Here is a 22443-nt window from a genome sequence, read left to right as displayed (position 1 = left end):
ACCGCCGGTCAGCCGTGCCGGAGCACGGGTGCGGCCGGCGCGGTACCGGGCGTATTCCACTTCGTTCCCACGTACTTGGACGGCAGCAGCTGTTTCATCGGGACCACGGTCAGGTCCTCCGGTGCCCCGATGACCGCCCGGATGTCCGGACCGTAGTCCAGGAGCAGTTCCCGGCAGAGACCGCAGGGCGGGACCGGACGGATGCGCCGGTCCTCCTCACTGGGTTTGGGGTGGCGTACCGCGAGCACCAGCCGCAGGTCCGTCGCACCCGCCTCCCGCGCCTTGCCGAGCGCGACCGCCTCGGCGCACACCGAGGCCCGCCCGACCATGGCCTCGATGTGCAGACCGGTGAAGGTCCGGCCGTCCGCCGTCACGATGACCGCGCCGATCTGGTGGCGGTTCTCCGCGTAGTGCGGGGTGATGAGGTGCGCCGCCCTGTCGAACAGGGACCGGAGCCGGTCCCGCTCACCGGACGGCGCTGCCGCGGCGAGCCGGGCGCCGGCCTGCTCGCCGTCCAGGTTGGTGAGCAGCGAGGCGATCAGACGCTCCAGATGCGCGAGGTCACCGTCGTTGACGATCCGGTGGTCGGGCTCGGCGTCGGGAACCCCGGCTTCCGTCGGGTGAACGTCGTCCCCGCTGGTACGGTCGCCGCGCACGGACTTCCGGGCCCGGCGCAGGGCGTCCGGCGCGCTGATCCGCACCAGGGTGAACCCCTGCGCGGACAGTTCGCCCAGATCCACGGGGCGGGCGTCGTCGCAGACGAGGACATCGGCCCCCGCCGCGAGGGCGTCCGCGCAGCGCTGCCGGAAGTCCTCCAGGAGGAAGTCCGGCGCGGTGCGCCGGAAGTGCGAGCCGAGGAAGTTCAGCAGAGCGCCGTCCTGGCGGTCCTCCGGCAGCGGGCTGCCGATCCGCTCGTGGAAGGCGCGCTGCACGTCGTACAGCGGAGCGGCGATCCGGACGACGGCGGGACGCTCGCCGCGCTCCTCCAGTGCGCGCCGCAGCAGGGCGGCCGTGGTGGACTTGCCCGCGCCGGGGAGCCCGAACAGCGCGATGCGTGGGGGGTGAGGGGTAGTCATGGCCGTCTCCAGTGGTCAGGAGCAGACGAAGACGGAGTTGTGCTTGGTCAGCTCGAAGTACCCGCGCTCGGCGATGCGCGCGCTGACCTGACGTTCCACGTCGGCGTGGAGCGCGTCGAACAGTTCCCGCGGGATCGTGTCGTCGGCCTTCGGCAGAGCCCCGCAGTAGCGGTGGCCCGCGACGTAGAAGTTCATGAACGGCTCGGGCGTGGCGAAGCGCAGGGCGTCGGCATAGGGCCGCTCCTCGACCGAGGAGAAGTGCTTGGCGGCGTACTCCGCGGTGTTGTCCAGCGTCATGACGCCGCGCCGGCCACGGGGGAGCCGGCCGATGAAGTCGGCGGGGAAGCCGACCCGCTCCATGGCCTCGAAGTGCATCGCGTACATCTCGGGCATCGAGTGGCGCGCCTCGATGGTCACCAGCGCGCGCCCGTCGTCGGCGGTCACCCGGCGCAACTCGGAGAGCACGGTGTCCGGTTCGTCGATGTAGTGGAAGATGTAGTTGGCCATCACCCGGTCGAAGGCGCCGTCGGCGTAGCGGGAGAGATCGTTGGCGTTGCCCTCGGTGAACTCCAGCGGGACCCACGCGACGGTCACGTTGCGCTTCGCCAGCTCCAGCATGGCCGGGGAGATGTCCAGCGCCACCACGCGCCCGCCGTCCCGCATCCTGCTGACGATGTCGCGCAGGATGAAGCCGTTGCCGCATCCGACGTCGAGCAGGGACTCACGCCCGGTCAGCTCCAGGGACGCGAAGATGTGGTCGACCAGGGGCTGGAGGTTCGATCGGTAGCGGTTGTGGGCCATCTGCTGGGTGGCGAGTGCCACGTTGCTGCCGAAGTGCTCGCGGATGTAGTCGATCCCGAAGTGGAACTGCTCCGGCGGGGCGGTCATGCTCTGCGTCATCTGGCTGCTCTCCCGGTTCGGCGAAGCTGATCGGACGGACACGGCGCACCGGCCGAGCCGGCGGGCGGCGCGGGCACAGGAATGCACGCCATGTCGAAGCGCGCTGTACGAGAAGGATGGATGCAGTGGAATTCCGGGCAGCGACGGGCCGCGGATCCGTCGCAACCAAGGGCGGCATTCTGCTGCCTTGCCGCCCTATTGACCGCCCAATTCGGGTCGGAGTTGCGAACACCCGGGAAAACGATTGCTGTGCGGCGAGCCAAGACACTAGGAGCGGCATTGGCAACCGTCAACCACGCAACCGCTTGATTCGCCCGGCTGCCGCTCCCGGATGTGGCGCAAAGTGTTCTCCGGCTGCGTGGCCGGGCCGCGCTGAGTGATCCTTTTCCTGCCCGCCGACGGAGTCACGCTGTGCCGAGATTTACGACATTGCCGGTTTTCACGCGGCGGTGCGGGACCCGGGGTTCTGCTGGGAAGCGGTCCAGAACTGCTCAAATCGTCCCGGCAAGATGACGTGCCGCGATCCGGACGGAATCGGGTTCATGAACGCCTGGTGTCCCCTTCGTTCCAGTGCTGAACAGCATGAATGGCGGCAGGCGCGCCTGCCGCACCGTTCCGGTCGGCCCGGCGGTGAAGGGTGGCGGCGCGGTCGGCGCCGCAGGTGGCGGGCGGTTGCAATCGATTGTTCGACAATAGGTCGGGGTATCGGTGGACGCCGGAACGAACGGGCCACCGGGCCGGCCCTCCTGCGGATCGAAGATTGAATGCGCGGCCACAATGTCCCCTCCGGCCGACTATTTGTTGAAGCGCTTCCGCCCACGAGGCGTCCTTGACACCCCCAGAAGCGGAACCTAGGCTCCCGCCGAGCAGTTGCTGCTTACAGGTACCCGGGATGCCCGTTTTTCACCGCGCCGCTCCTCGGGGTTCCCTCTTTTCATGCGCAATCCGGATTGGCGCCGTCGCACGCCGCCGAACACCCGCAGGCGTGCCGGTCCATGAAAAAGCATTTCGGAACGACGTTCTGCCGAACCTCGATTGCAGGGGAGAAAAGCGTGCGCGCGATCGAACTCGGTCCACCCCATCTGGTGCACGATGTGGGCGGGCAGGAGATCCGGGGTGCACCCCTCACCCACGGAAAGCTGCTCAGGGGAGGCTTCACCGCCCCCTACGCCCCCTCCGCCGTCGACCTGCTGCGCGGTCACGGCCTGACCGCCGTCCTGGACCTGCGCAGCGACCGCGAAGCCGGCAAGGTACCCCAGACGCTGGCCGCGCAGCCGGACCTGAGCTACCGGCGCCTGCCCATCGGTGACGAGGCGTCACGTCCGCAGCCCGGACGGTGCGCCTCGCTCGCCGAACTGTACCTGCGGCATCTCGAACGGCACGGCCGGGCGCTCGCCGAGGCGGTGACCTTCGTCCTGGAACCCCGGGCCGGTGCGGTGCTGGTGCACTGCCGCACCGGACGGGACCGCACCGGGCTCGTCGTGGCGCTGACCCTCGGCCTGGCCGGCGCCCGGCCACCGGACATCGTGGCCCACCACGCCCGGGCCGCTGAGGCCGTCGCCCCGACCGTGGCCCGGCGGCGCGCCTCCTGGCTCGCGAAGGGCAAGGACATCGGCTTCTTCGACGCGATGAACAGCGGAGCCGTCCCCGCTATGGAACAGGCCCTGAGCTGGATCACCCGGGAGTACGGCGATGTCGCCGGCTACCTCACCGCGCACGGAGTACCCGGATCGCTGCGGGAGCGGGCGGCGCGGCACCTGCTCCCGCCGGCGACGGATGCCGCCCCGGGCGGCGGACCCCGGCACTGACAGGGGCACGGCTGCCCGGAAGACCTGAACGAGGATCACGACAAGGAGTGCGATGGGTAACCCGGTGCTTGACGCGGTGCTGTGGGCCGGCGGATTCAGCGACGACGCGACGGCTCTGTCCGGCGGGCGGGGCGAGGACATCGCCGGCGCGCTGGAGGTCCATCGCGTGGCCGGACGGTTCCTGGTCCGGGTCGCGGAGAACCCCACGATCCCCGTCCCCGACGGGCTGCTGGACGCGGCACGCCGGTCGTACGCGCACCACGCGGGAGCGGCGGCACGCGTGGAGACGGACGCCGCATGGGTCGAGAAGGGCGTCAGGAGCCACCCCGCCTGGGACGGGCGGCCGGTGCTGCTGCTGAAGGGCAACAGCGCCGCCCACCTCCTGGGTGCCGCCGGCTTCCCCCGGCTGACCTCGGACCTGGACCTGCTGACAGCGGACCCCGTGCGGTACGGCCGCATCTTCGAAGACCTGGGCTATCACCGGCTGGCGAACAGCGCCTGCCACGAGGAGGCCACCTTCTCCTCGCCGGACAGGTCCCCGCTCGACCTGCACGGGTACTTCCCCGTCTGGCGCTATCCGCAGGGCACCTACCAGGCGCCCAACGGTGCCGGGGGCCTGGCCATGGCCGACTGGGTCTCCACCCGGAAACTGGAGTACGACACGATCCTCGCGGGCTCCGTGCCGCACCCCGCTTCCGAGGCCGGGACGCTCAGAATCCCCGACGTCACCACGGCGACGTTCCTGCTGTGCGCGCACGTGTTCAAGGACTACGTCGAAATGCCCTTCGTCCAGCCGATCGCCAAGGTACGGCTGGCCGAACTGTGCGAGATCCGTGACCTCGCGCACCACCCGGACTTCGACGCCGACCGGTTCGCCGCGCTGGTACGCGATCACCAGGCCCAGGACGTCCTCGCATTCGCACGCCACGTCCTGAACGGCCTGGACGCGCTGCCCGCCCCGCTCGCCGGAGCCGGACGATCCGGCAGCCGGGACAGCTTCCCCCAGGAAGCCGGCTTCGGCCTGCTCGTCGATGTCGGGACCGAGGTGGCCGACATGCTCGTCAGGCAGGACACGCTCGGCTCCGCACCGGACGGCATCGGCACCACACCCGTGGAGGTGGGCCCCACCCCGGTGACGTTCTCCGTCCGGGCCGACGGGCAGGACGGGAGTGTCCCGGCACTGTGGTCCACCCCGCCGGCCCACCCCGAGGAGGTCTTCGCCGTCGAGTGCGGCGTCTCGGAGGCGGACGGCGAGATCCTCTTCACCTTCCACTCCGCGCGCGGGCTCGGCGTCTACCTCGACGAGATCGCCGTGTGCCTGGGCAACGAGCTGCTCCACACGGCGCGGGACGTCCACGAGGCGGGCTTCCGGGTCTTTCCCTACGCCTCGGCCACCGCGTCCGCCTGGCACGTCGACGCCTCCGGATGGCGGGTGACGCTGCGGGTGCCCGCCGAAACCGTCCGGCGTCATCGCACGGCGGACGGACACGTACCGGCACTCATCTGCTGCACCCGCTTCGTCGAGATGCCGGCCTCGGACTGGGACGCCTTCTACCGCCGCTGCATCAGCAGCGTCCTGATCCCGGTGCGACTCTCGCCGGCCACGCCGACACCGCAGGGGAGCACCCACGGGTGACCAGGAGCCGGAACCCCAGCGGGATCGTGGGTCACGATGGCGACTGAGGTCACCCAGGAAGCCCCCGCCGTACCGTCGGTGTGGCGCAACCGTCACTTCCTGCTCTTCTTCTCCGCGCAGACCATCTCCTTCGTCGGGGACATGATGCTGCCGGTGGCGCTCACCGTGGCCATGCTCGCGGCCGGTTTCGGGGCCAGCGAGGTGGGGCTGGTCCTGGCCGCCCACATCGCCCCCATGGTGGTGCTGATGCTCGTCGGCGGTGTGCTGGCCGACCGCTTCCAGGCACGGCGGATGATGATCGTCGCCGACCTCGTCCGGCTGGTGGCCATCGGTCTCATGGCGGTGGACGTCGCCGGCGGGCGGCCCTCGCTGTGGCTCCTGATCGCCACCCAGGCGGTGACCGGCGCCGCCACGGCCCTGTACCAGCCCGGCGTGGCGGGCATGGTGCCGGCCGTCGCCCCCGGCCATCTCAAGGAGGCCAACGCCGCGCTGCGGATCGGGATATCCCTCGGCGCGGCCCTGGGGCCGATGGGCGCCGGAATCGTCGTCGGATTCGCCGCACCGGCCACCGCCATCGCCCTGGACGCCGCGTCGTTCGCCGTCAGCGCCGTCTGTCTGTCCGTCATCCGGCTCGTGGCCGTGCCCACTCCTCGCCGGGAGAATCTGTGGCAGGGGATGCGGCACGGCTGGTACGAGTTCCGCTCCCGTACCTGGCTCTGGCCGGTCATCGCCGTGTTCGCCCTGCTCGGCCTCACCCTCTACGGGCCGTTCCAGGTGCTGGCCGCCACGGTCCTGACCGACCGGGACGGGGCGAGCGGGTACGGCCTGATGATGTCGCTCTTCGGCGCCGGCGCCGCGGCCGGCGGGCTGGTGGCGATGCGGATGCGTCCCCGTTTCCCGCTGCGGACCGGGATCGTCGCCCTGCTCGGCTACCTCCCGGTCCCGTTCCTCGTCGGACAGGGCGCGCCACCGGTGCTGCTCGCGCCCGCCTTCGTGGCCGCCGGCGCGGGGGCGTCGGTGTGGGCGGTGATGTGGGCGACCACGGTCCAGACCCAGATCCCCGCCGACGTACTGAACCGCATCTACGCCTACGACCAGACCGGTTCGCTCATCCTGCAGCCCGTGGGACGCGCCCTGGCCGGCCCCGCCGCCGGCCTGCTGGGGACCGGGACCGTCCTGACCACCTCGTCCGTGGGCCTGCTGGCCGGCTGCGCGGCCCTGCTGGCCATCCCCGCCTTCCGCCGCCTGCCGGCGGGCCCGCCGTGAGGAGGCTCCGGACGGAAGTCCCGGGGGCGGGCGTTCCTTGACCGGACAGCGGCCCGGGAAACCTCGGAAGGAAGGGAGAAAGCGGCACCCGCGCAGCAGACTCCGGCCGCATGGTTGACGCGCCCTTGTCAATGCAGCGGATGACCGCCACTGTGCTCCCCCATGAGACGAGTGTTCCGCTCACTGGCCGCCCTGGTCCTGCTGACCGCCGCCACCCTGGTCGGCGCCGGCACCGCTTCCACGGCAGCGGCCGACAGCTGCTACACCTGGAATCGCACCCTCTCCGAGGGCTCCTCCGGAGAAGACGTGCGCCAACTACAGATAAGAGTCTCCGGCTACCCCGCCTATGGTGAGGTCCTGGCCCTCGACGGCTCCTACGGCCCGGCGACCCGGGCGGCCGTGACGCGCTTCCAGCAGGCGTACGGCCTGGCCGCCGACGGAGTGGCCGGACCGAACACCTTCAACCGGATCTACGCGCTGCAGTCCCCGGACTGCTCGCCGGCCCACTTCAGCTTCGCCGAGCTCAACCGCTGCAACACCACCTGGGCCGGAGGCGCGGTCAGTGCCGCGACGGCCCGGCAGAACGCCCTGGTCAGCATGTGGAAGCTGGAGGCCCTGCGCAAGGCCCTGGGCGACCGGCCCATCACGGTCAGCAGCGGCTTCCGCTCGGTGGCCTGCAACAACGCGGCCGGGGGCGCCACCAACAGCCGTCACCTGTACGGCGACGGCGTCGACCTGACCGGCACCCCGTCCTTCTGCACCCTCGCCCAGCGCGCCAGGTACCACGGCTTCAACGAGATCCTGGGCCCGGGCTACCCCGGCCACAACGACCACACGCACGTCGCCCACCGCTCCAGCCGCTTCTGGTCCGCCCCGACCTGCGGCATCTGACCCCCCGACAGCCGCGCCCCCGCCCGTACGGTGACGGGCGGGGGCGCACGTCGTCGGCCGCGGGGCCGGGACGAGCCCGGCGTCGCCGCCCAACGCGCTGAAATCCAGGCGCAGATGGTGGATTCCGCAGAATCCCGTTCGGTAGGCTGGGGGTGGCAGAGGACAACCGCTCGGTGGAGGGTGTTGTGCGATCCCCGCTGCACCACGGCTCCCACCCCCCGGCACCCGACCGGTGTCGTGAGGCATCGGTGCGAGGGCCACTGGAATGGCGTCCCGCGGGCACCAATGGGTATGTGAGCGCCTGGGGCGCGCTGATGAACCTCTGCCCGCCCGGGAACGTGTGAGACCCCCCGGCCGTTGCGCCGGGTAACACCCGCCGGAGTCCTCGTTCCGGCCGGAGGAGATGGACGATCGCCCGGGCGTTCTCCCGGAATCAGCCACGCGAGCCGTGACGGACGGCTGCCGCGCCGCGCTCCGACGCTGCCGGCGCCCCGGTCGCCCGCGCCGTGTGGCGCCGAACCGTGAGCCGCACCTGCCCGCACGGCTTCCCTGGTGACCGGTCGCCTCGCCTCCCGCACCGGAACGGCGCGCTCCGCCCTGCGCGGCCCCAGCGATCACGCCGCGCCTCACGCGTTCCCCGACATCACGTCACATCCCCGCGAGGAGAGCGGCATGCCCCGCCACGAACCCATCGCCATCATCGGAGCCGGCCTCGGTGGCCTGACGCTGGCCCGCGTCCTGCACACCGCCGGCGTCCCCGCCGCGGTGTACGACCGCGACGCCTCGCCCCGGGCCCGCCCGCAGGGCTGCGTCATCGACCTGCACGAGGACACCGGGCAGGCGGCCCTGCGAGCCGCCGGCCTGCACACCCGGTTCCGCGCCCGGGCCCGTACCGGTACCCCAGCGGTGCGCATCCTCGACAAGAACGCCGTCGTGTGCCGGGAGGACGGCGCGGCGGAGGACACCGTCCGCGCCGCCCTCGAACGCGGCCGGCTGCGCGATCTCCTGCTCGACTCGCTGCCCCGGGACACGGTCCGCTGGGGCGCGAGGGTCGCGGGAGCACGGGCGCTGGGGGAGGGCCGGCACGAGGTGCGGCTCGCCGACGGTTCGGTGTTCACGACCGGTCTGCTGGTCGGAGCCGACGGCGCCCGGTCCGGAGTCCGCCCCCTGCTGTCGGCGGTCCGGCCGCGCTACACGGGCATGACGCTGGTGGAGGCCGACCTGTACGAGGCGGAGGCCCGTCATCCGGAGTGCGCCGCGCTCGTGGGCGACGGCCTCTTCTACGCGCTGGGGGAGGGGCAGGGCCTGCTGGCGCACCCCCGGCCCGACCGCGGCCTGCACATCTACGTCGCGCTGACGGTTCCGGAGGACTGGTCGGCGGGCATCGACACCACCCGCGGTGACGCGGTGGCCGCCACGGTGCTGGAGCACTTCCAGGGCTGGGATCCGGCGCTGCGCGCACTGGTCGGTCAGGCCGACGGACCGCTGACGCCGCGGCCCCTGTATGCGCTGCCCGTCGGTCACCGCTGGGAACGCTCGCCCGGTGTCACCCTGCTCGGCGACGCGGCGCACATGATGCCGCCGTTCACCGGGGAGGGGGGCAACCTCGCGATGCTGGACGGGGCCGAACTGGGCACCGCACTCGCCGCCCGGCCGGGCGACACCGAAGGCGCCCTGGCCGCCTACGAACAGGCCCTGTTCCCGCGTGCCGCGGCGTACGCGGCCGAAGCGGGCGCCGTCCTGGACCTGTGCTTCGGCCACGACGCGCCCCACGGTCTGCTCGCCCGGCTGCCCGTGTGAGAACCGGCCTCCCCGGCCGGCCGGCAGCCACGTCGAACCCGTACGTGTGCCGGCCGGCCGGGGAGGCGGCCCCGTTCCCGGTCCGCCGTTCAGCCCTTGAGGCTCCCGCTGATCAGGTCCAGCCGCCAGAACCGCTGCAGGAACAGCAACAGGACGATCAGCGGGATCACGGACACGGCGGTGCCCACGATCGCGATGCCGTACAGCGCCGGTTCGCCCGACCCCTTGGACAGCAGGGTGTAAAGACCCAGGTTGATCGGGTACTTGTCCTCGTCCGAGAGCATGATGAAGGGGAGCAGGAAGTTGTTCCAGTTGCCGACGAACTGGAGCATGAAGATCGTCACCATGCCGGGCAGCATCATGGGCAGCCCGATCGAGGTGAAGATGCGGAACTCCCCCGCCCCGTCGATGCGGGCCGACTCGATCGTGGCGTCCGGCACGGACGCCTCCGCGTACACCCGGGCCAGATAGATGCCGAACGGCGAGATGAGGCCGGGCAGCAGCACGGACCAGTACGTCCCGACCATGCCGACCTCGGACATGATGATGTACTGCGGGATGGCCAGCGTCATCCCCGGCAGCAGCACCCCGGCCAGAATGAGGTAGAAGAGCGGGGTGCGGCCGCGGAAGCTGTACTTGGCGAAGGCGTACCCCGCGGCGGTCGACACCAGGGTGCACAGCAGGGAGCCGAGGCCGGCGTAGTAGAGGCTGTTCAGCGCCCACCGCGTGAACTGGCCGTCGCCGTGCGCGAAGAGATCTCCCAGATTGTCCAGCAGTCCGGTGCCCGGCTGGAAGGTGAAGGTCGAGAACAACTGCGCGTTGGTCTTCGTGGCGGCGACCACGATCCACACGATCGGGATCAGCGAGTAGAACGCGCCGATCAGCAGGATCGCGGTGGGGAGCGCACCGGGGAGCCGGGGGGATCCCGTCGTGCGCGGCCGGGCCTGGGGGTCCGTCACTTGAAGCCTCCGAAGGCGCGGCGCTGGGTGGCCTTCAGCAGGGCCAGCGACAGGAGCAGGGTGCCGACGGCGAGAATCACGGAGCCGGCGGCCGCCATGGGCAGGTCGTCCCGGATGAAGCCGTCGCGGTAGATGTGCATGAGCGGAACCCAGGTCTGGGATATCTCCGTCGTCATGGGCCGGAGCATGGTGGGCTCGCCGTAGACCTGGAGCGTGCCGATGAGGGCGAAGAGCCCGGTGAGGACGAGTGCGGGGGCGACCAGCGGGATCTTGATCCGCCGGGCGATCTGCCACTCGCTGCAGCCGTCGATGCGGGCGGCGTCGCACAGTTCGGCCGGGATGCCCCGCAGCGAGGTGTAGATGATGATCATGTTGAAGCCGGTGCCGCCCCAGATGGCGATGTTGGCCAGCGACGGATAGATGGCGTCGCCGCCCAGGAAGGGGATCGTGCCCAGACCCAGTTCCCGGGTCAGATAGCTGAAGGGACTGGTCGAGGGGAGGTACATGAACCCCCACATCAGGGAGGCCACCACGCCGGGGATGGCGTACGGCAGGAAGATCGCGATGCGGGTGAACCGCTTGGCGCGCGAGGCCCGGTGGTCCAGCAGCAGCGCGAACAGCAGAGCCAGCCCGAGGGTGAGGGGGACGGCGATCAGCCCGTACAGGCCCAGCCTGCCGAACCCGGCCCAGAAGGACCCGTCGGTGAGGATCTCCCCGTAGTTGGCCAGGCCGACGAACACCTCGTCGCGGATGCCGAAGACACCTTCGTCGACGATGCGCAGCCCCTGAGTGCTCAGGTGCAGCGCGTAGAGGATGGGCACCGCCATGAAGGCGGCGAAGAGCACCAGGGCGGGGGCGATGAGCACGTACGGGGCGATCGTGCCGCGCCGTCGCCGGGTGCGGGGCCCGCCGTCCGGGGGCGGGCTGGTGGCTGCGGTTGCCATGGGCGGGTCACCTGTCGGGGAGGTCATGGGGCTGCCGGTCACTGGGAGAGCCTGAAGCCGACGCGTCGCATCTCCTCGACGACGACCCGCTGGGTCTCGTGGAGCGCGTCGGGAAGGGGAGTGCCGTCGCGGACGGCTGCGGACATCGCGTCGCGGAAGGCGTCGCCCGCGGTACTGACGTTCGGACCCCAGGTGATGTCGGAGACGGTGTGCGCCGCCGCGTCGGTGGCGACCTCCCAGTAGTCCTCCTGCCCTGCCGTCAGGGCGGGGGGAGGTCCCTGGGCCGCGGCGGTCTGGCCCTCGATGCAGGCCGGGTACTGTCCGGCGGCGATCTGGAGTTCGTAGGCGGTCTCGGCGGTGTTCATCCAGATGGCGAACTGCGCGGCGGCCTCGGGGTGGTCGGAGTTCTTGGTGACGGACAGCGCGGTGCCGCCCTGCAGAGCGACCTCCGCACCGTCGCCCTCCCAGTGGGGGAGGGGCGCGATGGCCCAGTCGCCGGCCTGGCCCTCGGCCACTCCGTGGATCACGTCGGGCGCCCACAGACCGGCCGGCCAGGTCAGGACCTGTCCCTGGTTGACCCGGTTGTTCCACTCGGGCGTCAGCAGCGGTTCGGAGATGACCAGGTCACGGTCGATCAGGTCCTGCCAGTAGGCGGCCACCTCCAGCGTCCGGTCGTCGCTGATGGCGACCGTCCACTCCCGGTCCTCCACGGACCACCAGGAGGCCCCGGCCTGCTGCGCCAGACCGGCGAAGTTGCCGAACTCACCGGGGGCGAACGTCGTCAGATACGAGGCCGGGTCGCGTTCCCTGACCTCGGCCGCCACCTCGGCGAACTCCTCCCAGGTGGCCGGCACCCCGATGCCCAGTTCCTCGAAGCGCCGCTCGTTGTACAGCAGCACCATGGGGCCGATGTCCTGCGGGATGCCGTAGACCTGGCCCTCGAACCGGGTCATCTGCCACACCTCGGGGGTGAAGGCGTCCTCGACGTCCGTGGTGAACTCGGAGATGTCGGCGAGCACATCGGAGACAATCATGGAAGGTACGGTCGGGTACTCGACGCAGGAGACGTCGGGGGCGTTGCCCGCCCGGCTGGCGGTCAGCAGCTTCGTCGAGGAGTCCACGCTGCCACCGGCGTCGGTGTGCCGGACCTGGATGTCGGGGTGCGCCGCGTTGAACGCGGCGACCTTGGCCGCCTGGGATCCGCTCCAGCACCAGTAGTCGAGGGTGATGACGCCGTCGCCGGCGCCGCCCCCGGAACAGGCCGTGACCAGGGTCAGCGCGCCCAGCAGCGCACCGTATCGGGTATGTCCGCCCAGTTGCATGCGTTCCTCTCCTCCGGCTCGCGCGCGGCCCGCACGCGCGTCCCGGGTGACACGCCAATCACGCCCCGTCCCGGCGAAGTTGGCTCTGAGACGGAGCCAAGCTAGGTCACACGCGTCGACTTGTCACGAGGTCTTGCGCGAATTCTTTGGAATATGTGGAGTTGACGTGCCCCATCGTCGGCCCCTTAGCTTTGCCACAAAGCCAAGTAGGCGTGTGTACCGCTCCGTTGCCGCAAGCGGTGCCGCCCGCCACCCACCGAGGATCCGCCGAGGACGGGAGTCGCCGTGCCCCCCGCCACGCCCACCCCACCGGAGGCCGCCGCGCCCCGCCGGCGTCCCCCCGTCGGCGCCTGGGCGACGGTCTCCCGCGCCGCCCGCCCCGTCGTGCGCGAACTGCTGGTCAACGGCCCCAGCACCCGCACCGATCTCGCCCGGGTGCTCGGTCTGTCCACCGGCAGCCTCACCCGGCTGACCAAGCCGCTCACCGCCGCCGGCCTCGTGGTGGAGGGCGGGACCGTCCACGACCCGGCCAACGGCCGTCCCACCCGCCCGCTGGACGTGGTGGCCGCCGACCACCACTTCCTGGGCGTCAAACTGACCTCGGACCGGCTGTACGCCGCCGTCACCGACCTGCGGGCCCGGGTGATCGCCGAGACCTCCGAACCGCTCGACGCCACCACCCCCGAGGCCGTCAGCGCCCGGATCGCCGGAGTGCGGGAACGGCTCAGCACCGCGGACACGGCGCCCGTCGCCGCCGGGGTCACCCTGGGCGGCGCGGCCCGCCCCCGCTCCGATCCGGCCGCCGCGCCGCGCTTCGACGCCCCGTTCCTGGGCTGGCGCGATGTCGAACTCTCCGAGCGGCTGACGCGCAGTACGGGCGTGCCCTGCGTCGTGGAGAACGACGTCACCGCCCTGGCACACGCCCAGCGATGGTTCGGCGCCGCGCGCGGCCTGAGCGACTTCGCCCTGCTGACGGTGGGGGCGGGCATCGGCTACACCCTGGTGCGGCACGGCCGCATGGTGCCCGCCGACGCGGTGGACCTGATGGAGTTCAGTCACCATGTGCTGGACCCGGGCGGCCCGATGTGCACCGAGGGTCACCGCGGTTGCCTCGCGTCCTACCTCTCCACCCGCTCGATCCTGGCCGCCGCCGCGCACGGTCTGCGCCGGGGCGTGACTCCCGAGCAGGTGGCCGCCCTGGCCCGCGCGGGGGACCCGGTGTGCCGGAACGTGCTCCGCCCGGCGGCCTGGGCGCTGGGGGCGGCACTGGCCACCGTCGCGAACCTCTGCATGGTCAAGGACTTCGTCGTCGCGGGGGAGGGCCTGGTCCTCATCGCCGCCGAAGAGGAGTGCGTGGAGGCGGGGATCAGGGACCGGCGGCACCGCGACCACGGCTCCCTGCGGGTGACGACGCTCGCGCCGGATTTCGGCGAATGGGCACGGGCCGCCGCGGTCACCGCCATCAGGGCCTTCGTCCTGCGGGAGGAGTGACGCCGGTGCGCGGGAGACCGGCCTCGCCGAGCAGAGCCCCGAGCCCGGTCCGCGTCGGATGGGTTGACGTGTACGCCTTCCATTCCTAATTTGTCATCCAGTCTTACAAATCGGGTGGCGTGGCGGCCGGGACGCCTCCACGCCACCCGCCACTCCGACAGCTCCGCTGCGGCCCGCAGGCCCGGCGACACCCCCACGCACGACCTTCTTCAGCTGTTCAGTGAGGAGCACGTGGTGACAGCCGCACCCCCACCCCCACGCAGACTGGCGGCCCGCATCGCCGTCGCCGTACTGGCCGTCCTCGCCCTGCTGCTGGCAGGCGGACCCGCCACCGCCCAGCCCGACTCCGCGGACGACACCTTCCACGCCCTGGTGTTCAGCAAAACGGCGGGCTTCCGCCACGACTCGATCCCCGCCGGGATCGCCGCCATCGAGCAACTCGGCGCCGAGAACGGGTTCGAGGTCACCGCCACCGAGGACGCCGCCGTCTTCAACGACGAGGACCTCGCCCGCTACGCCGTCGTCATCTGGCTCTCGACCACCGGAGACGTCCTCGACGAAAGCCAGCAGGCGGCCTTCGAGCGGTACATCGAGGGCGGCGGCGGTTACGCCGGGGTCCACGCCGCGGCCGACACCGAGTACGACTGGCCCTGGTACGGCGGGCTCGTGGGCGCCTGGTTCGCCGGCCACCCCGCCCCCCAGGACGCCTCGATCAAGGTCGAGGACCACGCCCACCCCTCCACCGCCCACCTCCCCGTGCGCTGGGAACGCCACGACGAGTGGTACGACTACAGCCCCAACCCGCGCGGCGACGTCCACGTCCTCGCCTCGCTCGACGAAGACACCTACAGCGGCGGGAACATGGGGGACGAGCACCCCATCTCCTGGTGCCACGACTACTCGGGCGGCCGCGCCTGGTACACCGGCCTGGGCCACACCATCGAATCCTTCGCCGAACCCGAGTTCCTGGAGCACCTGCTCGGCGGCATCACCACCGCCGCCGGCGCCGTCCCGGCCGACTGCGGGGCCTCCCTGACCGCCGGGTTCGAGAAGATCGCACTCGACGACAACACCAGCAACCCCATGGAACTGGGCATCGCCGAGGACGGCCGGGTCTTCTACATCGACCGCAACGGCGCCGTGCGGGTGGTGCACACCGACGGCACGGTGGCCACCATCGGCACCCTCCCCGTCTACACGGGCCAGGAGTTCGGCCTGCTGGGCATCGCCCTGGACCCCGGCTTCACGGAGAACGGCCACCTGTACCTGTACTACTCGCCGGCCGGCACCGACCCCGTCGACCGCGTCTCCCGCTTCACGGTCAGCGGCGACACCCTCGACCTCGCCGGCGAGGAGGTCCTCCTGGAGATCGACGTCCAGCGCGAGCAGTGCTGCCACGCCGGCGGCGCCCTGGAGTTCGACGGACAGGGCAACCTCTACATCGCCACCGGCGACAACACCAACCCCTTCGGATCGCCGACCGACGGCTACGCCCCCCTGGACGAGCGGCCCGGACGGGCCGCCTGGGACGCCCAGGCCACCTCGGCCAACAGCGCCGTCCTCAACGGCAAGATCCTTCGCATCACCCCCCAGGACGACGGCGGCTACACCGTCCCGGAGGGCAACCTCTACGCACCGGGCACCGCCGACACCCGCTCCGAGATCTACGCCATGGGCTTCCGCAACCCCTTCCGGATCGGCCTCGACCCGAGCACGGACGCCCTCTACGTCGCCGACTACGGTCCGGACGCCGCCGCCGCCGATCCCACCCGCGGCCCCGACGGCCGCGTCGAGTGGAACATCGTGGACGAGCCCGGCTTCTACGGCTGGCCCTACTGCGTCGGCGACAACACCCCTTACCACGCCTTCGACTACGCGACCGGCACCGCCGGAGCGGCCTTCGACTGCGCCGCGCCGGTGAACGACTCCCCGCACAACACGGGCGTGCGCGAACTGCCCCCGGCCGTCCCCGCCGAGCTGTGGATGGGCGCCTCCAGCACGGGTGTCCCGGAGATCGGCACCAGCGGCGCCCCGATGACCAGCGGCGCGTACGCGTACGACGCCGACCTGGACTCCGACCGCAAGTGGCCCGCCTACTTCGACGGCAAGGCGGTCTTCGCGGACTGGAACAACAGCCGGATGTTCTCCGTGCAGCCCGACGCGGAACGCACCGGGGTCTCGGACGTCTCCCGGATCCTGGAGGAGATGGACTTCACCCGCCCCCACGCCCTGCGGTTCGGCCCGGACGGCGCGCTCTACGTCATCGAGTGGGGCAGCGGCTTCGGCGGGGACAACGCCGACTCCGGCGTGTACCGCGTGGACTACGTGCACGGCAACCGCGCCCCGGTCGCCCGGATGACCGCCAGCCATACCTCGGGGCCCCTCCCGCTGGAGGTCACCTTCGACGCATCGCCGTCCCACCACCCGGACGGCACACCGATCACCTTCGCCTGGGACTTCGACGGTGACGGCACCACGGACAGCACCGAGACCGCCCCCACCCACACCTACACCCAGGCGGGACGCTTCACCGCACGGCTGACGGTCACCGACGCCGACGGCCGCACCGCCGTCTCCAACCTCGACATTACGGCCGGCAACACCGCCCCCGCCATCGAGGTCCACGCGCCCCTGAACGGCGGGTACTTCTCCTTCGGCGACACCATCGCCTACGAGGTGTCCGTCACCGACGCCGAGGACGCGCAGATCGACTGCGACCGGGTGATCGTGCAGCCGGGGCTCGGCCACGACGAACACTCCCACGGCTACGAGCAGTACCGGGGCTGCTCCGGGACCTTCCCGCTGCCCGGCGACGAGGGGCACACCGGGGCCAACATCTTCGGCACCGTCACCGTGACCTACACGGACGACGGCGCCGGTGACGCCCCGCCGATCACCAGCCAGGAGGTGCTGGTCCTCCAGCCGAAGCACCGTGAGGCCGAGCACTTCGACGCCACGGGCCGGGTCCCGTCCGCTCCGGCCGGCGGCACTCCGGGCGTGGAGATCGAGCCCACCGGGGACACCGCCGGCGGCGGCCAGAACATCGGCTTCATCGAGGACGGCGACTGGTGGGCGTGGGAGCCGGCCAATCTCACCGGCATCGACGAGATCAGCCTGCGGGCCGCCTCGCCCTCCGCCGGCGCGACGGTCGAGGTCCGTACCGGTGATCCGGAGGGGCCGGTGGTCGCCACCGTGCGGGTCGAGCCCACCGGCGGCTGGCAGACGTACGAGGACTTCGCCGGCCCGGTGAGCGGTGAGAGCGCCGGACACAGCGGTCCGCTGTACTTCGTGAAGACCACCGGCGAGCTCAACGTGAACTGGGTGAACTACATCGGACAGGGCATCAGCGAGCCGGAGACACAGACCGGCGGCCGCTGAGCCGTACTCCCCGACGAAGACGCCGCCCGCCCTGGAACGGGGCGGGCGGCCACTCCTCCCACGATGGCCCCTCCCGGCAACGCCGGTCAGGCTCCCGGGTCACCGCCCTCACCCCGCCGCAGGTCCTTCACGAACACCATCCCGTCGAGCCCGCCCAGGTGCGCCGGGTCGAGTGGCGCGTACCCGAACCAGGGCGAAGTACGAGCGGCGGGCCGGGGCTCCCCGAGAACCGAAACCAGCCGCCGGACATCGACGACGTACCGCTCCTCCGGCAGCGCGTACAGCAGCCCCTCGACACTCTCCGGCGGCGGCTCCTCCACACCCCGGTGCCGGATCGTGCCGAGCGCCGTGGCCACGAAGGCGTACTCCGCGCCCAGGTGCGCGCTCACGATGGCACCGGCGCTCCACCACTCCACCAGCGGCTGGTCCCACATCCGCATGGAGCTCCTGTCCCGCTGCAGATGGGAGTTGTGGGCGTGGACCAGCACCGGGCCCCGTTCGGCGAGCGCCAGCAGATTGTCGGCCATCATCCGGTCCCGCAGCTCCACCAGCCGGTTCATCCGGCTGGGTGAGGTGTCGGCCATCCAGAAGTGGTACCGCAGCAGACCGGTGGCGGTGCGCCCGTACAGGCGCGCCCGGTCCCACTCCTCCTGTGACCCGGACGTGCCCAACTCGGGGGTCCGCGTGTCCAGGAGCGCCACCAGGTCGTCCGCGAGCAGCATCAGCTCCCTGGCCCGCGCCGACTGCCCCACGGACCGCGAGGCGTCCGTCATCGCGGCCGGCTCCGTCCACGGCTCGTCCTCCCCGAGCAGCCGCTCCAGCGTCTCCGCCGTGCAGGGCAGCAGGCCCGGGGGCACCCGCGCCGCGAGGTAGTCGTACAGCGCCACCAGGGCGTACCGGGGGCTCGCCGCACCGGTGATCTCCAGCGGACCGTCGAAACCGGCGAACCGCACACACGCGGCGACCGGCCGCCCCTCGTTGTACGCCCGCATCCAGCGCACCAGTTCACGGTTGGCCCCGGAGGACCCGAGCCCGTGGCTGAACCCCTCTTCCATCGCCCGGTCGAGATCGTCCGTGCCCCCCGTGACGTAGTCGTCCACCACGAGGCCCATCAGACAGTCGCTCTCGATCGCGATCGTCCGGTACCCCTCCTCCTCCACGAACTGCCGGAACAGCCCGTTGCGCACCTCGAGCAGCGATTCCTCACCGTGGGTGGGCTCCCCCAGGGCGAGCACCCGCGGCCGGGCCGGAAGCAGCCGCATGACGGAGGCGGCGTCGGCTGCCTGGGCGCTGTCCTTGACATCAATAGCCATGGCTTCAACGCTATCGTTGAAGGTCCGGTTGAAACTTTTGCGCGACAACGGCAGGAACATGGGAGCAAACCCTCAAACCGCTGAACGGCTCAGGCCGATCGACCTGGCCCGCCGGCACGGCCTGTCCACGCAGGCGGTCAGGAACTACGAGGAGGCCGGCATCCTTCCGCCGGCCGCCCGCACCCCGCACGGCTATCGCCGCTACACCCCGCTCCACGCCCAGGCCCTGCGCGCGTTCCTCGCCCTGGTACCCGGGCACGGCCACCACACGGCCACATCGATCATGCGAGCGGTGAACGAGGAGACCCCCGAAGAGGCATTCCGGCTCATCGACGAGAGCCACGCCCAGCTCCGCGAGGACCGGCGGACCCTGCACGCCGTCCGCGCCGCCCTGCACGACCTCACCTCCACCCCGCTGCCCGCGCACGATGCGCCCGCGGGGCCGGAGGCAGCTCTGATCGGCTCGTTGGCGGGCCGGCTCGGCATCCGCCCCGCGACGCTGCGCACCTGGGAACGCGCCGGACTCCTGCACCCACGGCGCGACCCGCGTACCGGATACCGCGTCTACGACCAGGCCGATGTGCGCGACGCCCGTCTCGCCCACCAGCTCAGACGAGGCGGTTACCCACTGGCGCGGATCGCTCCACTGCTGGACCGGGTACGGCAGGCCGGGGGCGTGGAACCGCTGGAGGCCGCACTGCACGACTGGCGCGAGCGGGTCTCCGCGCGCGGCCGGGCGATGCTGGCCGGCGGCGCCGCGCTGGAGGCATACCTCCAGGACCGCGCATGACCCACGCAGCCTGCGTCATCCCGCTCCCGGAGCGGGCGCGAGGGCGTCGGTGGCCGGAGGACGGCGAGCCGCGGGCGCGGACGTGGCGTCGGGGAACGGCTTCGAACCCGGCTGCGGCGGACTGCCCGGTTCATGAGGACCCCGGGCGTGGATCAGGCAGGCATGGGCTCGGCGTAGTGCCGGAAGGCGCCGCGCTCGATGTGGATGGCGTACAGGCGCTCGACCAGCGCCGCCGGGCTGGAGTGCTCGGCGTCCGGGCCCAGACCGGGGCCGGGGCCGACGAGGGCGAAGGTGGTCACAGGGTTCCTCCTCGTTCAGTCGCCGGCCGGGGTGACGAGGTACTCCTCGTCGGTGACGGGATCCAGCCAGTGCACGACGTCGTGGTCCTCGTCGCCCTCGTTGATGGCCACGTGGACCATTAGCCGGTTCGGGGCCGCGCCGTGCCAGTGCTCCTCCCCGGCCTCGAACAGGACGCGGTCGCCGGGCCGGATGATCTCCACCGGGCCGCCGCGGCGCTGGCACAGGCCGACGCCCTCGGTGACGAAGACGGTTTGCCCCAGCGGATGGCGGTGCCAGTGGGTGCGGGCGCCGGGCATGAAATGCACCAGATTCGCGGTGACGCGAGAGGGGGCCGGGGCGGCGGCGACGGCGTCGATGTAGACGTCGCCGGTGAACCAGTCGGCCGGGCCCTTGACGGTGTCGATCGCACTGCGGGTGATCTGCACGGTTGCTCCTTTTGGCGGGGTCGGATCAGGGCTTGAGAAGGGTCTTGACGGCGCGGCGCTCGTCCATCGCCCGGTACCCCTCGGCGACCTCGTCCAGCGGCAGGGTGAGGTCGAAGACCTTGCCCGGGTCGATGCGGCGGGCCAGGACGCGGCCGATCAGGTCGGGAAGGTAGCGGCGTACGGGGGCGGGGCCGCCGCGCAGGCCGACGTGGGAGAAGAACAGCTCCTGCCCGTCGACCGCGACCCCGTGGGGGACACCGACGAAGCCGACGTTCCCGCCGGGCCGGGCCGCGTGCAGGGCCTGCCGCATGGCCTCGGCCGTGCCGACGCACTCCAGCACGCTGTCCGCGCCGATCCCGCCGGTCATCTCCTTGATCCGCTCGACGCCTTCCCCGCCGCGCTCGGTGACGATGTCGGTGGCGCCGAACTCCCGGGCGAGGTTCTGCCGGGTCTCGTGCCGGGACATGGCGATGATCCGCTCCGCGCCCAGCTCCTTCGCCGCGATCACCCCGCACAGGCCGACCGCGCCGTCCCCGACGACCACGGCCGTCGAGCCGGGCCTCACCTCGGCGGCGTCCGCGGCCCACCAGCCGGTCCCCATCACGTCGGAGACGGCCAGCAGACCCGGCCAGAACGTCTCGTCCGGCACCTCGTCGGTGGCGACCAGGGTGCCCTGGGCGTTAGGGATGCGCACGTACTCCGCCTGGCACGTGGACATGAACTCCCGGCGCAGACAGTTCGACTGGAAGCCGTTCGCGCAGTTCGCGCAGGTGTTGTCGGAGGTCGCGAAGGAACCGACGACGAACTGGCCCGGCCGGACCGAGGTGACCTCGGAGCCGACCTCCTCCACGAAGCCCACGTACTCGTGACCCATGGGGTGCGGGTCGCCGATCGGCTCGGCACCGCGGTACGGCCACAGGTCCGAGCCGCACACACAGGTCACCGCCGTCCGGATGACCGCGTCGGTCGGGTGAAGGATCCGGGGGTCGTCCACGGTCTCGAAACGGACGTCGCCGGGAGCATGGATGACTGCGCCGCGCATGAGTGGGTTTCCTTTGCGTGCCGAGGCGTGCGGCGGGCCGGATGACCGGGACCGCCGCCGTGTGCGGAGCGGGTGCACGCCCGCCGTGCCGGGGCGGGCGGACAGCACCACGTCATCCAGGTAACCCGCTCCCCGCGCCCGTAGCGAGACACCATCAAGGGATGTACTGCCAGTACATCCCTATGGACCTGGGCAGGACGTACCGTCGAAGGCGTGGACAACCAGGCACAGGTCCGCGAGTTCCTGACCTCGCGGCGCGCGAAGATCAGCCCCGAGCAGGCGGGCCTGCCCCCGGGCAGCCGCCGGCGGGTGCCCGGCCTGCGCCGCAGCGAGGTCGCCGCGCTCGCCGATGTGAGCGTGGAGTACTACGCCAAGCTCGAACGCGGCAATCTCGCCGGAGCCTCCCCGGCCGTCCTCGAAGCCGTCGCCCGCGCCCTGCGCCTCGACGACGCCGAACGCGCACACCTCATGAACCTGGCGCAGGCCGCCGACGGCTCCGACGCCCTCACCCGGCCCCGCCGCCGCTCCACCCGCACCTGGACCGCGCACCGCAGCCTGCAATGGGTACTGGACGCCATCACCACCGGCCCGGCCTTCGTCCGCAACGGCCGCATGGACCTGCTCGCCACCAACCAGCTCGCCCGCGCCTTCTACGACGACGTGTACGCCACGGACGGCAACCAGGACAACCTGGCCCGGTTCCAGTTCCTCGACCCCGCCTCGCGCCGCTTCTACCCCGACTGGGATCTGGCCGCCGACGTCTCCGTGGCCATCCTGCGCACCGAAGCCGGCCGCGACCCGCACGACAAGGATCTGCACGACCTGGTCGGCGAGCTGTCCACCCGCAGTGACGCCTTCCGCACACGCTGGGGCGCCCACAACGTCCGCCATCACGGCACCGGCACCAAGCGCTTCCACCACCACGCCGTCGGCGACCTGACCCTCGCCTACGAGGGCCTGGAGATGGCTGCCGAACCCGGCCTCACCCTCACCGTCTACACCGCGGAACCCGGCTCGGCCTCCGAGGAAGGACTGCGCCTGCTCTCCTCCTGGTCCGCCACCGCAGAGGCTGAGCACCCCTCTCACCAGCCGTCCAACTGAC

General features: G+C 71.6%; 18 protein-coding genes. 9 read left to right on the top strand and 9 right to left on the bottom strand.

The window, feature by feature from the left end:
* Positions 1-8: 8 nt before the first annotated feature.
* Positions 9-1076 carry a cytidine deaminase gene (locus tag ACTFAP_RS00370; RefSeq protein ID WP_500467911.1) on the bottom strand — a complete coding sequence of 356 codons (1068 nt, stop codon included), beginning with the start codon at positions 1074-1076 and terminating at the stop codon, positions 9-11.
* 15 nt (positions 1077-1091) lie between these two features.
* Entirely contained in the window at positions 1092-1976 is an 885-nt protein-coding gene (locus ACTFAP_RS00365; protein WP_400011001.1) for a class I SAM-dependent methyltransferase, read from the bottom strand.
* A 1052-nt stretch (positions 1977-3028) separates the two neighbouring features.
* Here ACTFAP_RS00365 and ACTFAP_RS00360 point away from each other — a divergent pair.
* The 5 genes from ACTFAP_RS00360 (at position 3029) to ACTFAP_RS00340 (ending at position 9377) form a co-directional block, all read left to right on the top strand.
* Entirely contained in the window at positions 3029-3784 is a 756-nt protein-coding gene (locus ACTFAP_RS00360) for a tyrosine-protein phosphatase (protein ID WP_500467910.1), read from the top strand.
* A 52-nt stretch (positions 3785-3836) separates the two neighbouring features.
* Positions 3837-5420, top strand: a complete 1584-nt coding sequence (locus ACTFAP_RS00355) for a nucleotidyltransferase family protein (RefSeq protein WP_500467909.1) — start codon at positions 3837-3839, stop codon at positions 5418-5420.
* A 36-nt stretch (positions 5421-5456) separates the two neighbouring features.
* Positions 5457-6686: an MFS transporter gene (locus ACTFAP_RS00350; protein ID WP_495683034.1), complete on the top strand. Its 1230-nt coding sequence runs from the start codon at positions 5457-5459 to the stop codon at positions 6684-6686.
* A gap of 162 nt (positions 6687-6848) precedes the next feature.
* Complete coding sequence (locus tag ACTFAP_RS00345; RefSeq protein ID WP_495683033.1) at positions 6849-7577, top strand: D-Ala-D-Ala carboxypeptidase family metallohydrolase; 729 nt, start codon at positions 6849-6851, stop codon at positions 7575-7577.
* Positions 7578-8249: 672 nt separating this feature from the next.
* On the top strand, positions 8250-9377 hold the full coding sequence (locus ACTFAP_RS00340) for an FAD-dependent oxidoreductase (RefSeq protein WP_500467908.1): 1128 nt from the start codon (positions 8250-8252) through the stop codon (positions 9375-9377).
* 89 nt (positions 9378-9466) lie between these two features.
* Here the strand turns inward: ACTFAP_RS00340 and ACTFAP_RS00335 are convergent, their stop codons facing one another.
* The 3 genes from ACTFAP_RS00335 to ACTFAP_RS00325 are packed head-to-tail and all read right to left on the bottom strand — an operon-like array spanning position 9467 to position 12602.
* Positions 9467-10336, bottom strand: coding sequence for a carbohydrate ABC transporter permease (locus ACTFAP_RS00335; protein WP_500467907.1), 870 nt, complete (start codon positions 10334-10336; stop codon positions 9467-9469).
* Complete coding sequence (locus ACTFAP_RS00330) at positions 10333-11280, bottom strand: carbohydrate ABC transporter permease (RefSeq protein ID WP_500467906.1); 948 nt, start codon at positions 11278-11280, stop codon at positions 10333-10335. The genes ACTFAP_RS00335 and ACTFAP_RS00330 overlap by 4 nt, the downstream gene beginning before the upstream one ends.
* 38 nt (positions 11281-11318) lie before the next feature.
* Entirely contained in the window at positions 11319-12602 is a 1284-nt protein-coding gene (locus tag ACTFAP_RS00325; RefSeq protein ID WP_500467905.1) for an ABC transporter substrate-binding protein, read from the bottom strand.
* Between the two features lie 285 nt (positions 12603-12887).
* Between ACTFAP_RS00325 and ACTFAP_RS00320 the strand changes: the two genes are divergently transcribed.
* Complete coding sequence (locus ACTFAP_RS00320) at positions 12888-14093, top strand: ROK family protein (protein WP_500467904.1); 1206 nt, start codon at positions 12888-12890, stop codon at positions 14091-14093.
* 234 nt (positions 14094-14327) lie between these two features.
* A complete protein-coding gene (locus ACTFAP_RS00315) occupies positions 14328-17471 on the top strand; it encodes a ThuA domain-containing protein (RefSeq protein WP_500467903.1) in 3144 nt (1047 codons plus the stop codon).
* A gap of 86 nt (positions 17472-17557) precedes the next feature.
* Here ACTFAP_RS00315 and ACTFAP_RS00310 read toward each other — a convergent pair whose 3' ends face one another.
* A complete protein-coding gene (locus ACTFAP_RS00310; protein WP_500467902.1) occupies positions 17558-18784 on the bottom strand; it encodes an erythromycin esterase family protein in 1227 nt (408 codons plus the stop codon).
* Between the two features lie 58 nt (positions 18785-18842).
* On the opposite strand from ACTFAP_RS00310, the gene ACTFAP_RS00305 reads away from it, so the two are divergent.
* On the top strand, positions 18843-19574 hold the full coding sequence (locus ACTFAP_RS00305; RefSeq protein ID WP_390121268.1) for a TioE family transcriptional regulator: 732 nt from the start codon (positions 18843-18845) through the stop codon (positions 19572-19574).
* Between the two features lie 152 nt (positions 19575-19726).
* On the opposite strand, the gene ACTFAP_RS00300 is transcribed toward ACTFAP_RS00305, so the two are convergent.
* From ACTFAP_RS00300 to ACTFAP_RS00290, 3 genes are read right to left on the bottom strand one after another with little or no spacing between them, the layout of a single operon-like run.
* Positions 19727-19873 carry a hypothetical protein gene (locus tag ACTFAP_RS00300; RefSeq protein WP_500467901.1) on the bottom strand — a complete coding sequence of 49 codons (147 nt, stop codon included), beginning with the start codon at positions 19871-19873 and terminating at the stop codon, positions 19727-19729.
* A 15-nt stretch (positions 19874-19888) separates the two neighbouring features.
* The gene (locus ACTFAP_RS00295; RefSeq protein ID WP_390121274.1) at positions 19889-20299 is read right to left on the bottom strand and encodes a (R)-mandelonitrile lyase; all 411 of its coding nucleotides are present in this window, start codon (positions 20297-20299) and stop codon (positions 19889-19891) included.
* A gap of 25 nt (positions 20300-20324) precedes the next feature.
* On the bottom strand, positions 20325-21341 hold the full coding sequence (locus ACTFAP_RS00290) for a zinc-dependent alcohol dehydrogenase family protein (RefSeq protein WP_500467900.1): 1017 nt from the start codon (positions 21339-21341) through the stop codon (positions 20325-20327).
* Positions 21342-21554: 213 nt separating this feature from the next.
* On the opposite strand from ACTFAP_RS00290, the gene ACTFAP_RS00285 reads away from it, so the two are divergent.
* Complete coding sequence (locus ACTFAP_RS00285) at positions 21555-22442, top strand: helix-turn-helix transcriptional regulator (RefSeq protein ID WP_500467899.1); 888 nt, start codon at positions 21555-21557, stop codon at positions 22440-22442.
* Position 22443: the final 1 nt, after the last annotated feature.

The sequence above is a fragment of the Streptomyces sp. PH9007 genome (assembly GCF_059813725.1).
Note: the sequence above shows the minus strand (reverse complement) of the source record. Positions and strands in the feature narration are given on the sequence as shown.